The sequence below is a fragment of the Luteolibacter flavescens genome (assembly GCF_025950085.1).
Taxonomy (GTDB): domain Bacteria; phylum Verrucomicrobiota; class Verrucomicrobiia; order Verrucomicrobiales; family Akkermansiaceae; genus Haloferula; species Haloferula flavescens.
In genome coordinates this window covers 142,487-162,385 of sequence record NZ_JAPDDS010000004.1, presented here as the reverse complement: position 1 = coordinate 162,385, position 19,899 = coordinate 142,487, and the positions used below count along the sequence as shown (strand labels likewise).

Below are 19,899 nucleotides of genomic sequence, written 5' to 3'. Positions count from 1 at the left end.
AAAGATCGCCACGGCACGCCCTGCAGCCCCCGCCGTTAATGGGCCGATAGACAAAAAGGGAGCCGCGTTCCTTGTGTGATCCCGCATTGCATGCCCAGAATCGCGAGACTCGTGCCTGTCCAACCCATCGCTCCGCGCTTCATGAACACCCGACTCGTCCTCTGCTCACTCGGCCTCGTTTCCCCGCTCTGCCACGGCGCGGGATTCCAGCTCCACGAACGCTCCGCATCCGGCCTCGGGCGGGCGTTCTCCGGCGAGGCCGCCATCGCGGACGATGCCAGCGTGATCGCGTCGAATCCGGCGGGGATGATCCTGCTGGAGGACGAATGGTCCTTCGCCATCGGGACCAGCGCCATCTTTCCGGAGATCGAGGTGAGCGGCACCTACGCCCCACCCGCCCCCGCCCCGCCGGGCACCGTGGTCCCCGCTCATGCCGGAAATGTGACGGACGAAGCCTACATCCCCTATCTCTACCTAGCGAAGCGGCTGAATGACGACTTCAGCATCGGCTTCGGCGCCTACACCACCTTTGGCCTGAAGTCGGACTACCCGCTCTCCTTTCCCGGCCGCACCGTGGCCGACTTCAGCGAGCTCGTTTCCTTCAATCTGAATCCCTCGCTCGCCTGGCGCATCACCGACCAGTGGTCCATCGGCGCGGGCTACAATGCCCTGCATGGCGACGGCTCGCTGACCGCGACGCTGCCGAATGGCCTGCCGACGCTGGACCTGGCGGGCGACGACTGGGGACATGGCTACAATCTCGGGTTACTATATCAGGCGACGGAGAGCACCCGCTTCGGACTGCATTACCGGTCGAAGATCGACCTGGAGCTGGAAGGCCGCGCCGTCTCCGTGATCCCGGCCTTCAATGGCCGCGCCACCCTAGCCGTCGAGCTCCCTGCCAGCGTGGAATTCAGCGCCGTGCACGACTTCGAGGACTGGTCCATCCACGGCGACGTGCTGTGGACGGACTGGAGCACCTTCCAGCAACTCGCCCCGCACATCATCGGCGCACCCGCCCAGCCGCCCGTCACCCGGGAAAACTGGAAGGACACCTGGCGCTTCGCGGTGGGCACCACCTGGCGGGCCAGCGAGACGTGGACCTTCCGCGCTGGCGTGGCGTACGACCGCGCCCCGGCGAATGAGGCGGACATCACCCTGCGCATCCCGGATGCGGACCGCTTCTGGCTCAGCGCGGGCTTCTCGTGGGAATTCACCCCCTGCTGGACGCTCGACGTGGGCTACACGCACATCTTTGCCGACGATGTATTCATCACCGACGGCAGCGCGGCCACCGGAGTCTTCCAGGGCAAGGCGGCTGGAAGCGGGGACATCGTCTCCATCGGCCTCTCCGCGGGCTTCTGAGCGATTGCTCGGCGGCTTCCCAAAATGTAGCTGGACGACTTCGTCGTTCCGGCGGGGTGCGGGCCGCCTGCTCAATCAACGCGGCGATCTCCAGACAAACTCCGCCCAGCCGGAAGCGCAGCGCATCCGCTACGAAGAAGAGCAAGCGCCCACCACGCCTTCGCGCACCCGCGTGGCTTCTGACCGCTTTTCCCATCGCCATGCCGCCCTCCGGCCCGCTAGGCTCGGGGGCGAATGACACCCCGCGTCAAGCAAACGGCCTCGATCACCATCGGAGAGTTTTTCGAGCGCCATGCGACGGCGCTGTCCTTGACCCTGCTGGGGGAGAAGCACGGCTTCGAGCGCCCGATCAGCGAGCCCGCGCCCAACCGCCCGGGCCTGGCCCTCGCCGGATTCTTCAGCTACTTCGCGAAGAAGCGCATCCAGGTGCTGGGAAACTCCGAGATCTCCTACCTGAAAAAGCTCACCCCGCAGATGAGCTCGGAGCGCTTCCGCCGCATGTGCGAGCGGGACATCCCCGGCATCGTCGTCTCCCGCGGGGCCTCGCTGGCCGAGGAGCACATGCAGATCGCCGCCGAGCACCGCATCCCGGTCTTTGGCACCACGCTGGTGACCATGAAGTTCCTGAATGCCGCGACGCTGCGGCTGGAGCATGAATTCGCGCCAAACGTCACCATGCACGGCTGCATGGTCGACCTGCGCGGCATCGGCGTGCTCATCATCGGCAAGAGCGGCGCGGGCAAGAGCGAGACCGCCATCGGCCTCATCGAGCGCGGCGGTGCCCTCGTCGCCGATGACATGGTGCGCATCAAGCTCGTCGGCGGTGAGCTGAATGCCTCCGCCCCCGCCCTGTCCCGCGGCTATCTGGAGATCCGCGGCATCGGCATCGTCAACGTCGCGAACCTCTACGGCCTCGCCTCCATCCGCCCGGAAAAGCGCCTCGACCTCGTCGTCACGCTCATCGCCCACGCCGACCAGAACGAAATCGACCGCCTCGGCCTGCAGCCGAAGTCCTACGAGATCCTCGGCCAGCCCGTTCCCCACGTGGAAGTCCCCGTCGCCCCCGGCCGCGACACCGCCCGCATGGTCGCCATCGCCGCGCTCGACCAACAGCTCCGCCGCCTCGGCTACAACATGGCCGATGAATTCAACCAACGCCTCCTCCGCCACATGGCCGGGGAAGTGTGAGGGGGGGGGAGGCGGAGATCAGAGATCAGAAATCAGAGATCGGAAGTCGGAGGAGCAGCCTTTCCTGGGAGCGCCGGTCATTAGACCGGCCCGAGTGGTTCCTCGCTGCCTGCCAACATCTAACGGCCTCGGATCGCCCCCCACTGGGAACGCGGAATTCATTCCGCCCGAGTCCCCTCTAACAGCTCGCCATCACCAGGTGCCATCGTGGTCCGCATCGCTCCGCGTGCGGCGAAGTAGTTCTGGAGGCGGGCTTTATCTTGCAGCTTCGGGGTGGCGGATTTTGCCGGGAAGGGCTTTTACCGGTGGCTTGTTTGCAGACGGGGGATGATGGCGGTCTTCATCATCGGCTTCCCTACCGGCACACCGCACGCGGAGCGACGCGGACCACGATGGCACACGGTCGCGGTCGGCCCATTGGCGGCCTCCATTCCACGAAAGCCTCCATCCCATCCCCCTCTTCATCTGTGTCCATCCGTGTTCATCAGTGGTTGATGAATGCAGGACTGAGAGACGACTCGGGCGGAATGAATTCCGCGTTCCCAGTGGGGGGCGATGCGGGCTTTTGTGGTGATGGCGGGCAGTCAGGGCCCACTCGGGCCGGTCTAATGACCGGCGCTCCCAGGAAGGACGGCTCCCACAAAAGCCGGCACTCTCGCAGAAAAGAAGAAATGCGTCCCGACAATGGGACGCTGCCTAGGAAAGCAATGCATACCGGCAATGCAGCCAACACCCAGCCGTGCGGTCGGGGTCGCCTCACCGGAAAAGCCTTACTCTTCCTCAAACTTCCGGCCGATGAGGTCGGCCAGAGCATCGAGGGCGGCATCGGCATCGCTGCCATCGGCGGCCACGCTGATGACGGATCCGTGGCCGGCGGCCAGCATCATGAGGCCCATGATGCTCTTGCCATCGACTTCCTCGCCATCTTTCTCGACGCGCACTTCCGACGAGAAACGGCTGGCCGTCTTCACGAATTGGGCTGCGGGACGGGCGTGGATGCCGAGTTTGTTCTGGATGGTGAATTCGCGCTGCGGCATGGAAGGATCGTTCGGGGACGGGCGGAGCGTAGGAGGTTGCCCCCCGTCCTTCCAAGGGTTTTTTTCCGCCCGGGAGACGATGCTGTCACCGGCCCCGATTTTTGTTCTTTGAACGGCGGTCCCGCCCTCACAGCATGGCCACAGAAACGCCGATGGCTGACAAACTGGAAACCGTGCTTCAAGGCATCCCCGTATCCCCGGGGATCGGCATCGGCCCCGTACACGTCGTGGCCCGTGGCTTCTCCGCCCCGGAGGTCTACGAGATCACCGAGGGAGAGATCCCGGCGGAAAAGGAACGCTTCCGCGTCGCCCTGGAGGAGACGAAAGTCCAGCTCGACGAGCTCCAGGAGCGCATCAAGGCCATCTCCGGCGAGGAAGAGAGCCGCATCTTCGAGGCCCACCTGATGGTGCTGGAGGACCGCGCGATGCTGGACCGCGTGGCGGAGGCCATCGCTTCCCGCCGCCAGAATGCCGAGTTCGCCTTCTACGCGGTGATGCAGCATTTCCTGGAGGCCATGCGCCGCGTGCCGGATCCCTACCTGCGCGAGCGCACCGCGGACCTGGAGGATGTCTGCCAGCGCGTGCTGCGGAATTTCCGCGAGGAAGAAATGCCGCGCCACACCGAGCCGGACGGACAGCACCTCCTCGTCGCCTACGATCTCACGCCCTCGGACACCGCCGCGATCAACCGCCGCCACGTGCTCGGCTTCGCCACGGAGCTCGGCAGCGTGAATTCCCACACCGCCATCCTCGCCCGCTCGCTCGGCTTGCCGGCCATCGTCGGCGTGGAGGATGCCGTGCTCGATGTCCGCACGCTCACCCCGGCCATCCTCGATGGCTACTCCGGCCGCCTCATTCTCCACCCCTCTCCGGAGACGCTGCAGCGCTACCGCGAGCTGCAGGACCGCAAGGAAAAGGTCCGCCAGGACCTGGAAGCCCAGCGCGACGAGGACACGACCACCACCGACGGGCGGAAGATCACGCTTTCCTCGAATATCGAGTTCATCGACGAGGTCGCCTTCGTCCAGAAGAGCGGGGCAAAGGGCGTGGGGCTGTATCGCACGGAATTCCTGCTGCTCGATGGCGAGGAAATGCCGGGCGAGCTGGAGCAGTCCGAGGCCTACGCCCGTCTCGCGAAGGCGCTGGCACCCCACCCCGTGATCATCCGCACGCTGGATGCGGGCGGTGACAAGCTGCCGGTGGAGCCGCTGACCGAGCCGGAGCCAAATCCCTTCCTCGGCTGGCGCGGCATCCGCGTCTCGCTGGATCGCCCGGGCATGTTCAAGGAACAGCTCCGCGCCATCCTGCGGGCCAGCGCGCACGGCAAGCTGGCCGTCATGTTCCCCCTGGTCTCCGGCCTCGGCGAGGTGCGCCGGGCAAAGGACCACCTGAAGGAGTGCATGGACGAACTGGCCGCCCAAGGCGTTCCCTTTGACGAAAAGCTGGAGACCGGCGTGATGATCGAGGTGCCCAGCGCCGCCGTCATCGCCGACCTCATCGCTCCGGAGGTCGATTTCTTCTCCATCGGCACGAATGACCTCATCCAGTACACCGTGGCGGTGGACCGGGTGAATCACCACGTGGCCGATCTCTACCGGCCGACCCACCCCGCGGTCGTGCGCCTCATCAAGCGGACCGTGGATGCCGCCGTCGATGCGGGCATCTGGACCGGTGTCTGCGGTGAGATGGCCGGCGATATCCGCCTCACGCCGCTGCTCATGGGCCTAGGCGTGGAAGAACTCTCCGTGGGCCCGCATCAGGTCCCGCGCGTCCGCCGCGCCATCCGCGCCCTGAGCCACGCCGAGTGCCAGGAAATGGCAAACCAGGCCCTGAAGACCTCCCTGAGCCCGGAGATCATGAGCGCCACGGTGGAACTCGCCCGGAAGTATTATCCGGAGCTGCTGGATTGATCGAGGCTTTCAGCGCTGGGCCTTATCAGCCTCCCCACGAGGAACCAGCGAGATTCGTCCGGGGCTGAAGACCAGATTGGCATCCACTTGGTCAGCCACTTCGATTAGCACATCGAGCATGGTCTTCCCTTTGCATTTCAGGGTGATCGTCCGGTTCGATTTCTCTTCGAAACCTTTGGCATCGATCTCCACGCGATAGCTCTTCGGGATCTCCGGGGTGTTCAGGAAATCCAACGCGTCTTCCAGCGAGGATTTGTCGAAATCGATGACCGGGACCGTTCGCTTCGAGACATCAAGGAACGTCCATTCGAGGGTTCTGTCGGGCGGAGTCCCCGCCGGGTCAAATCCGCAGGCAGCACCCATGGGAAACAACGAAACTTGCAGCACCATGACGACCAAGAACGGGGAAAACCATCGGGATCTCATGTATCCAACCAATCAAAGAGGTCAGGAGAGGGCAATCCCTCGCCACGAGCAGTCAAACGTCCCACTCCTGACAGGGCGGACGACCTGTAAGCCAATACTTCAGGTCCAGAGGGCTGTCCAAGCAGGCTAAAGCCAGCGCTTCCTGGGATCGCCCGTCATTAGACCGGCCTGAAGCAACCCTCCATGCCGACGGAGGCCCTAGGCCATCGTGGTCCGCATCGCTCCGCGTGCGGCGAAGCAATTCTGGCGGCGGGCTTTGAGGGTCGCTTCGCCGGCCTGTCCAAGCGAGCCGGTGGCACGCGCTCCCAGCGGGGGCACCAGGTGAGGGGTGACTTTGAGGGTCACTTCGCAGGTCTGTCCAAGCCGGCTGAAGCCAGCACTCCGCCTGCGGCAGCCTCTTGGGAGCGCCGGTCATTAGACCGGCCCGAAGCAATCCTCCATGCCGACGGAGGCCCTGTGCCATTGTGGTCCGCATCGCTCCGCGTGCGGCGAAGCAGTTATGGCGGCGGGCTTTGAGGGTCACTTCGCCGGGCTGTCCAAGCGAGCCGGTGGCACGCGCTCCCAGCGGAGGCGGGAGCCATCTCCTAGCTTCACCCGACCGGCGAACCGCACGCGGAGCGATGCGGACCACGATGGCACGGGGTGGGGCGAGCTGTTAGAGAAAGGGTGAGCGGGTGCTTGAGCCGATCTCAGATCTCAGATCTCAGATCTCAGATCACCGACCTCTGATCTCTGACTTCCGACCTCCGACCTCCGGGTCACTGCTGGCGCTGCTGCATTTCCTGCATGCGGCGCTGGACGCGGTCGGAGACGTTCTGCGGCAGGGAATTCTGGCTGATCCACTGCGAGGCGGCATTGTAGTCGCGGCGGAGCCAGCCATCGAGCATGCGGCCGTACATCCGCTCCTGCTGGTTCGCGTTGGAAACCTTGCCGATGTAGTTCACGGCGATCTCCGGCGCATTGCCAAAGGAGTGCCAGACGAATTGTTCGTAAACGCGGTCGTTCGCGTCTCCGGCATTCGCGTCGAGGAAGTCGGCGGCGGCGCGCGGGTCTTGCATCGCCATGCTGTTCGCCACGCCGCGCAGGGCATTGCTGCGCATGTCACCGGCGGGCAGGCCCTTGTAGTAGGCCACGGCGGAGTCCTTGTCCTGCTCCATCCACGTGGTGATCACGTCATCCATCGTGCGGTCGGCGGCTTCGCCCGGATTTTGCATCAGCCAGGCGGCGGTGCCTGCCGGGTCCTTCGCCGCGAGGGCGTCGGCAATGCGGGAGATAGCACCTTCCCTCAGCGACTCATCGGTCATCGCGGTAGCCCAGGCCTTCGCGGCGTCGGGCCCTTGGGAAAGGATGGTCGGGATCATGATGCCGAGCGCTTCGCCGCGCTCTTCGGAGAGATTCATGCCCGCGAGGAGCTGCGAGGCCCGCACCGGGTCATTCGCGGCGAGACCCTGGATCACGCCGATCATCCACGGATTCCCCTCGCCTTCCTGGGCGGTGTGGTTCTGCTCGGCCCAGCGGATCGCGGCTTCCGGATCGGAGGCAGCCCAGGTGGTGAGGATGGTATTGCGGGCGAAGCGGTTGCCGGTATTCGCCTTCGCATACTCCAGCGCCTGCAGCGGGTCCGACTTCGCCCACGCGCTGAGCAGCATGGAATACTCCGTCATGCGGCTCTCCGTCATGCCGAGCGAGCGGAAGGAAGCGACCACGGACTCAAATTCGCCCGGGGTCACGGAATTGACGAATTCCAGCCATGCCTTGCTGCGCTCGATCGGGTCGGTGGTGCGCATCAGCGCCTCCATCTTCGCGCGGGCTTCCTCTCCGGAGAGGTTGGATCCGCCCTTCGCCGAGGCCGCACGCTCCGCCAGGCTGCGACGCGGAGAGCCTGCATCCGACTCCCCTCCCAGCCCGCCGCGCGACGAGGTCTTGCTCGACAGGCTGCCGCTGCCGTTCTCAGCCGCGGCGATTTCGGCGGCGTCCGGGGCGGTCATGCGACCGGCCACGAAGGCACCGGCACTGGCCACGACGATGGCTCCGACAAGGGTCAGGTTGCTGTTTTTCGAGCTCATGGAGAAGTATGGGTGTAAACGCCGCCGGTCACCGGATTCGTTTGTTCGCAGACACAAAAAAGCATCGGAACCCGAACTACTCCAGCGAGATCCGCAATCGGGAGGCCATCAACGCCGCCGCTCAGCCCTTCGGGGTGATCCCCGGCGGGTGGACGATGATGCGCGCCTGCGGATTGTCCCGCAGGTAGGCGAAGGCCCATCCCAGCAGCACCGACAGGCGGTTGCGGAAGCCGATGAGGAAGGCGATGTGGATGAAAAGCCACGCGCACCACGCGATGAAGCCCTTCATCTTCATCTTCCCGGCCTTCACCACGGCGTGGTTCTTGCCGATGATGGCCATGAAGCCCTTGTCGTAGTAGTAGAAATGGTCCCGCGGGCGTCCCTCGGCCTGACCCTTCAGCAGGTTCGCCACGTGGCGGCCCATCTGGCTGGCGGCGGGGGCGAGCCCGGGCACCGGCTTGTCGTCCCCGTCCTTCATCCGGACCAGATCGCCCGCCACGAAGACGTGCGGCAGGCCCGGGAGGGAGAGATCCAGATTCGGCGTCACGCGCCCGGCGCGGTCGGCCATCGGCACGCCCAGCATCGCGGTCAGCGGATTTGCCTCCACGCCCGCAGCCCAGATGATCGCCTCGGACTCCAGCTTCGTGCCGTCCGCGAAGTGCAGGCAGCCATGCTGCACGTCGTCCACGCGCATGCTGGTCCACACCTCCACGCCCAGCTTCGTCAGCCGGCGGCGGGTGTATTCGCTCTGGTCCTCGTCGAAGACCTCGAGCACGCGGGTGGAGCCCTCGATGAGCACCACGCGGAGCTTCGAGGTATCGATGCGGCGGAAATTCGACTTCAGGGTGCGGTGGATCAGGTCCGCGAAGGCCCCGGCCAGCTCGACGCCGGTAGGCCCGCCACCCACGATCGCCACGGTCATCAGGCGCTTGCGGTATTCCTCATCGGTGGTCAGCTCCGCCATCTCCAGATTGGCGAGGACCGAGCGGCGGACGCCCTGCGCATCGGCCAGCGATTTCAGCCCCAGCGTGTGCTGCGCCCACTCGGATTTCCCGAAGAACGACGTCCGCGCTCCTGCCGCGAGCAGCAGGTAGTCGTATTCGTAGTGCGTGCCCGAGGCTCCGTCGGCAGTCTTTGCCACCGGGTCGAGCGTCTTGATCTCGTCCATCAGCACCGTGACATTCGGAGCGTCGGCGAGGATCTGGCGGATCGAGCGGGCGATATCCGGCGCGGCCAGCGAGGCGGTCGCCACTTGATACAGAAGCGGTTGGAAAAGGTGATGGTTCGTCCGATCCACCAGCGTCACGGCGAAGCGGGAGTCTCCCGCCAGCTTCATTGCACACTCCAGGCCTGCGAAGCCTCCACCAATGATCAATACCCGGCTAGCTCCCCGGTCTGCGGCTGACATGCCGCGAAAGCTTGCAGGTCCCGCGCCAAATGCAATCGGAGCTTGTGAAAACTTTCACAAGCTCGCATTCCGCTTATCTTTAGATCCTTACGACTTATCTCTCGGCACCATTGTCTGCCACTCGCCGCCGAGGAGTTCGGTCAGGCTGGCGACTCCCCGCACGCCCTCGCGGGCGGTGCCCCCGTTTGGCAGCACCTGCGCCACCGCCAGCCCGGCGGAGAGCGCGGCGGCCACCCCGTGACGGCTGTCCTCGATGGCCAGACAACGCGTGGGGCCGATGCCCAGCCGTCGGCAGGCCAGCAGGTAGAGATCCGGCGCGGGCTTCCCTGCCGCCACCTCGTCCCCGGACGCCCGGATCGGAAAGTAGCGGTCGAGCCCGGACGCCTGGAGGCAGAGATCGATGTCCTCGCGGTCGCTGGAGCTGGCCAGCGCCAGCGGCACCCCGGCTTCCAGGATTTCCTCCAGCAGCGCCGCCACGCCGGGCATCGGCACCGGCGGCTCCTCATTCACCAGCACCCGCCAGTCCTCACGCCAGCCGCTGCGGAAGCCCGCGAGGTCGAATCCCCGCGGGGCCTTCGCCGCGAGGTATTCCTCGATGTCTTCATTCGACCGGCCGACCAACTCGCGGAAATACTCGTCCTTCGTCAGCTCGCCACCCTGCCGGGCAAAGGCCGTGCGGTAGGCCTCGCAGTAAACCGGCTCCGTATCGAAGAGCGTGCCATCCATGTCGAAGACCACCGCCCGCTCTGCCACATGGGCGGCAGAGGCGCTCAGGCTGGCGCGGAAGTCGCTCGGGCGCTGGCCGGTCTCCGCGAGGAAGAAGCGGCTCAGCTCGTGCGCGGAGCCGAATTGCATGCGGCGCGCGATTTCCGCCAGGGTGAGCGACAGGTCTCCCAGCAGGTGCTTCAGGTGCCGTGCCCGCACGCGCTGGATCTCCTCCTTCGGCCCGTGGCCCAGGGCCGCGGCGAAGCGCTCCTTGATCGTGGTCATGGAAAGCGGGGTCAGGTCCGTCAGCTCGGCCACGCGCACGGCCTCGTGCGGGGCCCGCAGGCGGATGTAGCGCACCAGCTCGCGGATGTCCGGGTCGGTGATGGCCAGCATGTCGCTGGACTCGCGCGTGATTACCCGGCTGACCGGGACGATGAGCGAGCCGGGCTCCACCGCCTCGCCCGCCATCTGCCGCCGCAGCAGTTCCGCCGCCTGCCGGCCGATCTCGCGCGCCGGGTGCTCGATGCTGCTCAGCGCGGGGAAGGTGGCGAAGCAATACGCCGCATCATCGCCATAGCCGATCACCGCAAGCTGCTCCGGCACCTGGCGGCCCAGCATGTCCGCCGCACGCAGCACCACCGCGGCCAGTGAATCGTCCGCGACAAAGAGCCCGCAGGGCTCCGGCAGGCTTTCCAGAAAGGCCATCACCTCCGTCTGCACCTCGCGCCAGCCGTGGGACTCCCACAGCGGCCTGCCGCGCAGATAGTGCACCACCGGCTCGTGCCGGTATTCCTGCAGGCCCGCGCGGAAGCCCTTCAGCCGCTGCCGCGCATAGACCCGCAGGCCGGGAGCGTATTGCTCCTCGCGGTAGAAGGTCTCGCCGCGCGCGAGGAAGGCGAAGTGCGGGAGCTGGCACTCGATGAGGTGGTGCGCTGCGAGCCGGCCGATCTCGTGATTGTCCGGCACCACGCGCGGGTAGCCCAGGTCCGGGCCCTCCGTGCTGGTCAGCACCACCGCCGTGCCGCGCTCGCGGTAGCTGGCCAGCTCGCGCTCCGTGGCGCGGAAGAGCACCAGCCCGTCGCCATGCCAGTGCTCGTCGATCTTCACCGCCTCCATCTCGCCGTAGGAGTCGTTTTCCGTCGCGATCCGCCACGTCTCGTGCTGCCGCATCGACTCCACCACGCCCTCCATCGTGCGCGGACCATAGGAGGACCATTGCGGAAAGCGGATCCCCACGAGCTTGCGGAAGTTACGATTCATCTGCGGGCAGATGAGGCAAAACACGCCTCCGCCCGGAATCGCAAGCTCCGATTCCCGTGGCCTCCCCGCACGGCCCGCCACGTGGCTCGGCGGATTTGCTCCCGCTGCCGTCGATAATGCCACTTTCGCCAAGGCGGCGCTTCCCGCGATGTGATCAGCGTCGGCTACCGGTCCCTTTCACCGCGTCTGCAGCCGGCATGCGAACTCCCAAGACCTCACCAATGAAAACCCGGAATCTCTCCCTGCTCCGCCATGCTTCAATGGCGGTCGCCGGTCTGCTCGCCACCGCCCTGCTCCCTGCCGCCGAGTTGCAAAACGGCGGCTTCGACACGGCCAACGGCACCGACAACAACGCCGCCTACTGGGCGAGCAACGCGACCCCGCCAGGCATCGGCGGCACCGTCCGCGGCGGCAATGACGGAGGCTTCGGCTGGAACACCACCTACTTCGCCGGGGGCGCCTTTCCGACGAACCGCACCTTCGCTTCCACCTTCAATTCCACGCCGGTGCGCCAGGACCTCACCGGCAGCGGCAGCACCTTCGTCGCGGGCGCGACCTACACCGTCAGCGCGCAGATCTTCTCCGCAGCAGGCTATGCGAACTGCCGGAATGCCCGGATCATGTGGTCGCTCGGCCTCACCGCCGATGGCACCCCGGTCGCGATGGACCACTGGTTCTCCGATGAATTCGCCGCGCAGTCCGTGGCAAACGGCGGCCCCATTCCGAACAACCACATCATCCAGGTGGTCACCGGAAACAACGGCCTGACCGATGTGTCCGTGACCTTCACCGCCACCGCGGCGGAAGCGGGCAAGAAGATCGGCATCCGCCTCGGCGGCACCGACCAGACGAAGTACTCCCCCGTCACCGGCATCGTCACCGGCCCGGACACCACCGGCTCGCAGTACTACGGGATGATGGACACCATCACCTTCTCCAGCGACCGGCCGAGCGCGTCGCTGAATGGCTTCTACTCCGACGTGGACGTGGTGGACGGCCACCCCATCACGCTCTCCTGGGACATCCTCAATGCCGGAGCGGTGGAGACGCTCACGCTGAATGACGGCACGGGCGCGGTGAACGTGCTGCCGCTGACCGACACGCAGACGGGCTATGGCTCGACGACCGTGAATCCCACGGCAAACACCACCTACACGCTCACGCTGGACGGCGGTGCCACGCGGCAGGTCACCATCCTGAACGGCCGCGTCTTCTCCTTCACCGCGGACCGGCGCATCGCCCTCGCCCCGGCCCATGAGGTCACGCTGGATTGGAATGTCCTGCCCGTCGGCGCGACGGTCACCATCTCCGACGGCACCACCACCACGGATGTCACCGCGGACACCGATCCTGACTCGGGCATCGGCTCGCGCACCTTCACGGTGCCCTCGGCCTCGACCGTTTACACGATCAACGTGAACAACGGCAGCGCCACCGCGACGACCCGCCGCGTGCTCCGCGCCACCGGAAACAGCGCCGCCTTCTCCATCGACAAGCAGGCCTACGTGGCCGGCGAGCCTACCATCGCGACCTGGAGCGGCACCGGCGGAAATGCCGCATCGTGGGTCGGCATCTACGCCCAGAACAACACACCCGGCGCACCGAACGAGTACTCCGTGCAGTGGAACTATCTCAATGGCACGCAGAATACCGGCGGCAACCACACCTCCGGCACGCTGAGCTTCACCATGCCCGCGGGGAACTACTACGCGGTGCTCTTCGTCGATGGGAACTACGTCGTCGAGCAAGGCCCCATCCCCTTCACCGTGACAGCACCGGTGGTGCCGGACGGCCCCATCGCCGTGCGCTCCGTGGCCCGCACCACCGACCCCGTGAATGGCGAGCGGTTCACCATCACGTGGGATTCCAAGGCGGACGTCCAATACGACGTCTACGCCTCGGCCACCCTCGCGGGCGATCCGCTCGTCGCCTGGGAAAAGGTCGGCAATGCCGTCCCATCGGAAGGCGATGACACCACGACCTTCTCCGAGGACCTCCCCACACCCGTCCCCGCACGCCGCTTCTACAAGATCTACGAAGTCGTCCCCCAACCCTGAGATCGCCCCCTTACCCTACTCCTGACTATTCCGTGATGAACCGCTCGCAGTTCCTGCGCCTGATTGGATTCGGTGCCACCGGCGCCTTTGTCTTCCGCCCGAGCTGGGCCCTTGGTGCGATCGACTATGATTTCCAAGGCACCCCCGCCGGGCTCCGGCCCTACCTCCAGACCCCGCGCCCGGACTCCATTTGGGTATCGTGGTGGACGAATGCCGACGCCCAGACGCATGTGGACTTCGGCACCGCCGCCGACGCGCTGACGCGGACCGCCACCTCGGCGCCGACGCGGATGGGGACGAACTACACCTACCACTGCGTGCGGCTCACGGGACTCCAGCCGGACACCTACTACTACTACAAGGCTCGTACCGAGAATGTCACCTCGGAGGTCTTCCGCTTCCGCACGCCGAAGGCCATCGGCACCGGCACCGGGAAATTCCGCGTGCTGATCATCGGCGACAACCAGGTCATCGACCCGGCACAACGCCGCTACGAGCGACTGGTGGAGCGCGCGAAGAAGAAGATCGAGGACCTCTACTCGGTCCCGATCGAGGAAGCCATCGACCTGGTGCTGATGCCCGGCGACCAGGTCGACGTCGGCACGCTGGAGCACTACCGTCACCTTCACTTCAAGTTCTGCGGCTGGATCTCGCCGAACATCCCGATCATGACCACGATCGGGAACCACGAGACCTACAGCGATCCCGGCCTCGCAAACTACAAGGCGATCTTCCGCTACGACGACCTGACCTGCGCCGGCGTCAGCAGCCCGGATCCCGAAGTCTACTACGCCTACCAGCTTGCGAATATCGCCTTCGTCCACACGTCCAGCGAGCACATCACCACCGCGCAGACGACGTGGGTGCAGGACATCGTGACCGCGTCGGACTCGGCGGCGAATGTCGACTGGATGATCAGCCTCTGCCACAAGCCCTACCAGGCGGAGCAGTACATCGGCGACATCTCCACCTGGATGCGGAACACCGCGATGCCCATCCTCGCGCAGACGCAGAAGCACGTGCTGAACATCGGCGCGCACCACCACCTCTACGCCCGCGGCCAGACGAGGCAGTGGCCCGTTTACCACATCATCTCCGGCGGCAGCGCGTGGGACCAGTACTGGGGCCAGTCGAACGAGGCGGACTACGACGACGTGCAGAAGACCGTCGCCCACTGGACGTGGCAGCTCGTCGAGTTCGACCTGGATGCGCGCACCATGGACGTGCGCTGTTTCTCCGAGGCGAACATCCGCTTCCCCACCGCGACGCGCTGGTCCTACAACAGCCGACTGGTGGACCACTTCACGCGCAAGCGTGGCATCACCGCCACGCCCGCGAAGCCATCGCTGACGAATACCTTCGCCGCCCCCGTCACGCTGCCGGTGGAACTGGCCAGCACGGCCTACCAGACGACGAGCGGCGAGGCGATGAACAGCACCTGGTTCCAGGTCGCCGCCGACGCCGGATTCTCGAATCTCAAGATCGACCGCATCCGCGACGTGGAGAACTTCTACGGCGACTCCGGCTCGCCGCTCTATGAGCCGGTGGACACCCACGCGGGCCTGGATATCCTGCGCTACACCATCCCCGCCTCGGGCCTGCCGGACGGCACCTACCACGCGCGCGTCCGCCACCGGGATGCGAATACCCTGTGGTCCGCGTGGTCGTCCGCCATCACCTTCACTGTCACGGGCAGCGTTCCGTCCGACCCGAAGATCGCACTTCAGAAGTCCGTCTATCCGCCGAACGAGGACATCCCGGTCGCCTTTGAAAACGGCACCGGCAGCACCCGCGACTGGATCGGATTCTTCCCGAAGGGCACCACGCCGCGCGCGGGGGCATCCCCGTCGTGGTTCTACCTGAATGGCACCCGCACCGCACCCGCCGCGGCGATCCGGAACGGCACGCTGAACTTCACCTACAACCTGCCCGTCGGCGAGTGGTTCGCCGCCTTCTTCTCCGCGGACAGCTACACGGAGATCGCCCCGCGCGTGCCCATCTACGTGGGGAACATGGTGACGATGACGCCGGGCAGCGAAGCCTACGACGAGGGCGAGACGGTGCGCATCAATTTCTCCGGCGCACCCACGGGAGAGAAGGACTGGATCGGCATCTACCGCGTCGGCATCAATCCCGGCCCGACGCCGTCCGTGAGCTGGAAGTATGCCGCGGAGGCGTCCGGGTTCCGTGACTTCCCCGGACTCGCGAAGGGCTACTACTACGCCGCCTTCATGGTGAATGACCAGTATCAGGAGATCGCCACGCGCGTGCCTTTCTCCGTTGGCTCGCAGATTTCCACGGTCAGCATGGAGGCCGCACAGGTCCAGCAGGGCAGCGACTTCACCGTCCACTTCAGCAATGGCCCGGGCATCCCGAAGGACTGGATCGGCATCTTCAAGGACGGGGAGATCCCCGGCGTGAACGTGCTCACCTCGTATCTCTACTTCAACGGTGCCACCAGCGGCAGCGTGACCTTCCAACTGCCGGACCTGGCCCCGGGAAAATACTTCGTGGCGATGTTCACGAACGACTCCTACACCGAGGTTTCCAACCGCGTCACCTTCACGGTGCAGGGAAAAGCTCCCCTTGAGTTCGAGCAGGCCGAGCTTGAGGGAAACCAGATGCGCCTGCGCTGGAAGTCCGAGTCCGGGAAGACCTACAAGATCCAGAAGAGCACCCGCCTCGACGGATGGGAGGACGTGCGCAGCGTGACCGCCAGCGGTGCCAGCCATGAGGAGCTGGTGCCGGTGGACCGCATCGCGGATCCCAAGTGCTTCTTCCGCGTGACCGGGGACTGACCCCCGTCACATGCCGGGTGCCTGCTTCGCACGGCCGAGGAAATACACCGAGGCCGTGAAAAGCAGGGGCAGGCCGCCCATGGCCAGCCACAGGCTGAAGTCACGGAAGAACTCCAGCCGGCTGATCTCTCCCGCGAAGATATCGCGGTAGATCATCATGCCGACCGATCCGGAGTAGCCGAGCGCGTCCGCCAGATAGATCGCAAACACCGCCGTCCCCGTGAACCGGGTGGCGGCGATGATGCGGTCGAAGAGCACGCTGCCAAAGGGGACGTAGGTGAGATAGGCTCCGAAGCCGCTCACCATCATCCACGTCTCGCCGCCGATCAGTCCGGCGCTGAAAAGCATGGTGGACCCGCCGAGCACCACCATGCCGGCCATCATCAGCAGATACACCGTGGCCAGGCCGCGGCGTGCGCCCTTCACCAGGAAGGCGAGGGCCAGCAGGATCATCACGCCGAAGGCCACGGGCCGCTCCGTGCGGGAAAATGCCGCCGCGTCCATGATGCCCATTTCGACGAAGAGGTCCGCCTGGTAGCTGTCGCGGAAGTCGCGGTAGGCGGTGAGGAAAAGGTAGAAGACACAGAGGATGACCAGCCCGGGCAGGAAGCGCCGCGCAAAGGCCAGCCGCTCGCCCCGCCCCATCACCTGGCGCTTCGCCCGTAGCATCTCGTCCTCCGCGGACGGCGGCGGCAGCAGCGAAAGCAGGCCGACCGATATCACGAAGGGCAGCACGAACATCGCCCCGGTGGCAAAGGGCATCCAGTACTCGTCCACGCCCTTTTCCAGCAGCCACGCTCCCACGCGCTTCACCTCGCCGCTGGCCAGGATGTAGGAGCAGGAGAGCGCCGCGAGCAGCAACTCGGAGACCTTCCGCCCTTCCAGATATCGCACCACCAGACCCCACACCACGCCGAGCGGCATGCCATTCAGGAAGAGCGCCACCGGCTTCCAGCCCGCGGGTAGCACTGCGAAAGCGAGCAGGGCCAGCCAAGAGGTCACGATGCAGGCCACCAGTGCCAGACCCAGCCGCGCGCGCGGCAGCTCCGAGCAGACCTTCACCCCCGCGAACTTCGACACGCAGTAGCCGAAGACCTGCGCGATGAGGAAAAGCGTCTTCGCCTCGATGATGCGGCCCGCGATCGCCACCTGCAGCGGCGCATCCACATATCCCGCCGCGGCGAAGGGCCGCCGGAAGGCATACATGCAATAATAACACGAGAATGCCGCCAGGGACGCGAAGACCGTGAAGAGCAATTGATTCCGCTCAAGGGAAGATCGCAGCGTTCCAAAGCCCATTCCCCAAAACACTGATAGATCGATCCGCCCTCGCCAATCTTCCAATTGAGACGATTCAGCCCCAAGCACACTGCGAAGACCGGATTTCCCACTTTGATTTGGGAAGGAGCTGGATATTTCAGTCTTCCGAAACGCTTGTGAATTGTTTCACAAGCTCACAATCCAATGGATTGAAACACCTTACGTAAATCGACGAATCCGCAGTTTAATCAATCGTTTGACACCCGGGGGAGGTGCATGGAGCTTCGGGCCATGAGCGCAGTTGCAGGAGATTCGAAGGTGGCCACCAAGCAGCGTTTGATCGAAGCAGCAGAAGAGCTTTTCGCCGACGACGGATTCGACCGCGTGTCGGTGCGCGACATCACCACGAAGGCCGGTGCGAACGTGGCCGCGGTGAACTACCACTTCGGCAGCCGCGAGGGCCTCATCGCCGTCGTCCTCACCCGCTCGATCAATCCGGTGAACGAGGAGCGCCTCGCCCGCCTCGACACGCTGGAGCGCCGCGCCGCTGGCAAGCCGCTGCCGATCGAGGAAATCCTCGACGCCTACATCCGCCCCTTCGCCACGCAGGTGCGCCGCTCGGAGCTGACCGAGAAGATTTTCTTCAAGCTGATGGGCCGCATGTTCGGCCACGGCTGCGATATGCCGCCGGTGGTGGAGCAGCTTTTCATCAACATGTCCTCGCGCTTCTACAAGGCCTTCGCGAAGGCGCTGCCCGGTCTGGCCCCGGATGACATCTGGTGGCGCATGCACCTCATGGGCGGCTCGATGATCCACACCATGGCGCACGGCGAGAAGCTGCTGCGCATGTCGGGTGGCGAAGCCGGGACCCCGACGCTGGAGCAGACGCTTTCCCGCTTCATCCGCTTCGCCGCCGCCGGGATGCGGCAGGGCAGCGAAGACGGTCAAGAGGAACAAAAGACCCGTGGACCTCAGGTCGAGTTCCCGTTCTAGTCTCGTCCCTACATGATCCCCTCCCGCGCGAGCGCCATTTTCATGGCGGCACTTCTTGGTGGCTGCACCCTGCACTCGCCATCGTCGCGGATGGATGCCGCAGGCACCGCGCCGGAATCATGGTCCGCCACCCGCGAGGCACGCAGCGGCGTGGACCATCGCTGGGTGAAGACCATAGGCGGTTCCCCACTGGTCTCGCTGGTGGATGAGGCACAGCGTGCGAATCCCAGCCTGCAAGCCTCCGCCGCTCGGGTGGACCAGGCCGCCGCGGTCGCGAAGATCGCCGGAGCAGAGCGCTTTCCCACGCTCGGCGCGGGCACCCAGGCATCGCGCCAGAAGCAGAACTTCCTCGGCCAGGCCTCCACGGCGAATACCTTCGGCGTCTCCCTGCAGGCGGCGTGGGAGGTGGACCTGTGGGGCAAGGTGAGGTCCGGGGCCGAGGCGGCCATGGCCGATGCCGAGGCGCAGCAGCAGAATGACCGCGCGCTGCGCTCGTCGCTCGCCGCCCAGGTTTCCAAGGCCTGGCTGGCCGTCGCCGAGTCGAACGAGCAGGTCGCGCTGGCGGACCAAGCAGTGAAGTCCCGCGAGGAATCCTCCACGCTGGTGCGCGAGCGCTTCGAGCGGGCCATCGCCGATGACGGTGGCTCCGCCGCGCAGGTCCGCCTGAGCCAGACCGAGCTCTCCACCGCGAAGTCCGATCTCGAGCGCCGCCGCGGCGAACGCGAGCGCGCGCTGAGGCAGCTCGAGCTGCTGCTCGGCCGCTATCCATCCGGGAATGTCGCGAGCGGCGCGAAGCTGCCGAAGCTACCCGCGATCCCGCCTGCGGGCCTGCCTTCCGAGCTGCTGCTGCGCCGCCCGGATCTCCTCGCCGCGGAGCGTCAGCTCGCTGCCGCGGGACGCCGCCGCGACCAAGCGGTGAAGGCACTTTTCCCGAGCATCTCCCTGACAGGCAGCCTCGGGACCTCGACCGACCAACTGGAAGACATCCTGAAAAGCTCCGCGGGCGTGTGGTCGCTCGGTGGCAGCCTGACGCAGCCGATCTTCCAGGGCGGTCGACTGCGCGGCGGCATCGAGCAGGCCGAGGCGGCCGAGCGCGAGGCCGCGGCAAATCTCCAGCGTGTGGTGCTGGATGCCTTTGGCGAGGTGGAGCAATCGCTCATCGCCGAGATCTACCTGCGCCGCCAGGAGCAGGAGCTCACGCATGCCGTGACCCTCTCGCAGGATGCCGCGGAGCGCGCGGGTGAGGAATTCCGCACCGGCACCGGCGGCGTGCTCACCTACATCGCCGCGCAGAACCGCCAGATCGAGGCCGCCTCGGCGCTGGTCTCCGTGCGCCGCCTGCTGCTCGACAACCGCGTGAACCTGCACCTCGCCCTGGGTGGCGATGTGGTGCTGCGCGGCCCCTGATTGATTCATTCTCCCA

13 protein-coding genes are annotated in these 19,899 nt (G+C 65.8%); 7 read left to right on the top strand and 6 right to left on the bottom strand.

Features of this window, described 5'->3' with window-relative positions:
- The first annotated feature begins 141 nt into the window (after nt 1–141).
- Complete coding sequence (locus tag OKA04_RS08640; RefSeq protein WP_264500749.1) at nt 142–1,365, top strand: OmpP1/FadL family transporter; 1,224 nt, start codon at nt 142–144, stop codon at nt 1,363–1,365.
- 234 nt (nt 1,366–1,599) lie between these two features.
- On the top strand, nt 1,600–2,553 hold the full coding sequence (hprK, locus tag OKA04_RS08635) for an HPr(Ser) kinase/phosphatase (RefSeq protein WP_264500748.1): 954 nt from the start codon (nt 1,600–1,602) through the stop codon (nt 2,551–2,553).
- Nucleotides 2,554–3,323: 770 nt separating this feature from the next.
- Here the strand turns inward: hprK and OKA04_RS08630 are convergent.
- Entirely contained in the window at nt 3,324–3,590 is a 267-nt protein-coding gene (locus tag OKA04_RS08630; protein ID WP_264488916.1) for an HPr family phosphocarrier protein, read from the bottom strand.
- A 134-nt stretch (nt 3,591–3,724) separates the two neighbouring features.
- Between OKA04_RS08630 and ptsP the strand changes: the two genes are divergently transcribed.
- Nucleotides 3,725–5,500 carry a phosphoenolpyruvate--protein phosphotransferase gene (gene ptsP / locus OKA04_RS08625; protein ID WP_264500747.1) on the top strand — a complete coding sequence of 592 codons (1,776 nt, stop codon included), beginning with the start codon at nt 3,725–3,727 and terminating at the stop codon, nt 5,498–5,500.
- 9 nt (nt 5,501–5,509) lie between these two features.
- Here the strand turns inward: ptsP and OKA04_RS08620 are convergent, their stop codons facing one another.
- The 4 genes from OKA04_RS08620 to OKA04_RS08605 form a co-directional block, all read right to left on the bottom strand.
- Nucleotides 5,510–5,890, bottom strand: a complete 381-nt coding sequence (locus tag OKA04_RS08620) for a hypothetical protein (protein WP_264500746.1) — start codon at nt 5,888–5,890, stop codon at nt 5,510–5,512.
- Between the two features lie 794 nt (nt 5,891–6,684).
- Entirely contained in the window at nt 6,685–7,992 is a 1,308-nt protein-coding gene (locus tag OKA04_RS08615) for a hypothetical protein (RefSeq protein ID WP_264500745.1), read from the bottom strand.
- A 121-nt stretch (nt 7,993–8,113) separates the two neighbouring features.
- Nucleotides 8,114–9,400, bottom strand: coding sequence for an NAD(P)/FAD-dependent oxidoreductase (locus OKA04_RS08610; protein WP_264500744.1), 1,287 nt, complete (start codon nt 9,398–9,400; stop codon nt 8,114–8,116).
- A gap of 87 nt (nt 9,401–9,487) precedes the next feature.
- On the bottom strand, nt 9,488–11,368 hold the full coding sequence (locus tag OKA04_RS08605) for an HAD-IA family hydrolase (RefSeq protein ID WP_264500743.1): 1,881 nt from the start codon (nt 11,366–11,368) through the stop codon (nt 9,488–9,490).
- Between the two features lie 221 nt (nt 11,369–11,589).
- Here OKA04_RS08605 and OKA04_RS08600 point away from each other — a divergent pair, with 221 nt between their 5' ends.
- Together OKA04_RS08600 and OKA04_RS08595 are read left to right on the top strand one after the other, a co-directional pair.
- Nucleotides 11,590–13,425, top strand: a complete 1,836-nt coding sequence (locus tag OKA04_RS08600; RefSeq protein WP_264500742.1) for an autotransporter outer membrane beta-barrel domain-containing protein — start codon at nt 11,590–11,592, stop codon at nt 13,423–13,425.
- A 35-nt stretch (nt 13,426–13,460) separates the two neighbouring features.
- The gene (locus OKA04_RS08595; RefSeq protein WP_264500741.1) at nt 13,461–16,223 is read left to right on the top strand and encodes a purple acid phosphatase family protein; all 2,763 of its coding nucleotides are present in this window, start codon (nt 13,461–13,463) and stop codon (nt 16,221–16,223) included.
- 6 nt (nt 16,224–16,229) lie between these two features.
- Here the strand turns inward: OKA04_RS08595 and OKA04_RS08590 are convergent, their stop codons facing one another.
- Nucleotides 16,230–17,429, bottom strand: coding sequence for a DUF5690 family protein (locus tag OKA04_RS08590; protein ID WP_264500740.1), 1,200 nt, complete (start codon nt 17,427–17,429; stop codon nt 16,230–16,232).
- 345 nt (nt 17,430–17,774) lie between these two features.
- Between OKA04_RS08590 and OKA04_RS08585 the strand changes: the two genes are divergently transcribed.
- Entirely contained in the window at nt 17,775–18,476 is a 702-nt protein-coding gene (locus tag OKA04_RS08585) for a TetR/AcrR family transcriptional regulator (protein WP_264500739.1), read from the top strand.
- 12 nt (nt 18,477–18,488) lie between these two features.
- Nucleotides 18,489–19,883, top strand: a complete 1,395-nt coding sequence (locus OKA04_RS08580) for an efflux transporter outer membrane subunit (RefSeq protein ID WP_264500738.1) — start codon at nt 18,489–18,491, stop codon at nt 19,881–19,883.
- The last annotated feature ends 16 nt before the right edge of the window (nt 19,884–19,899 follow it).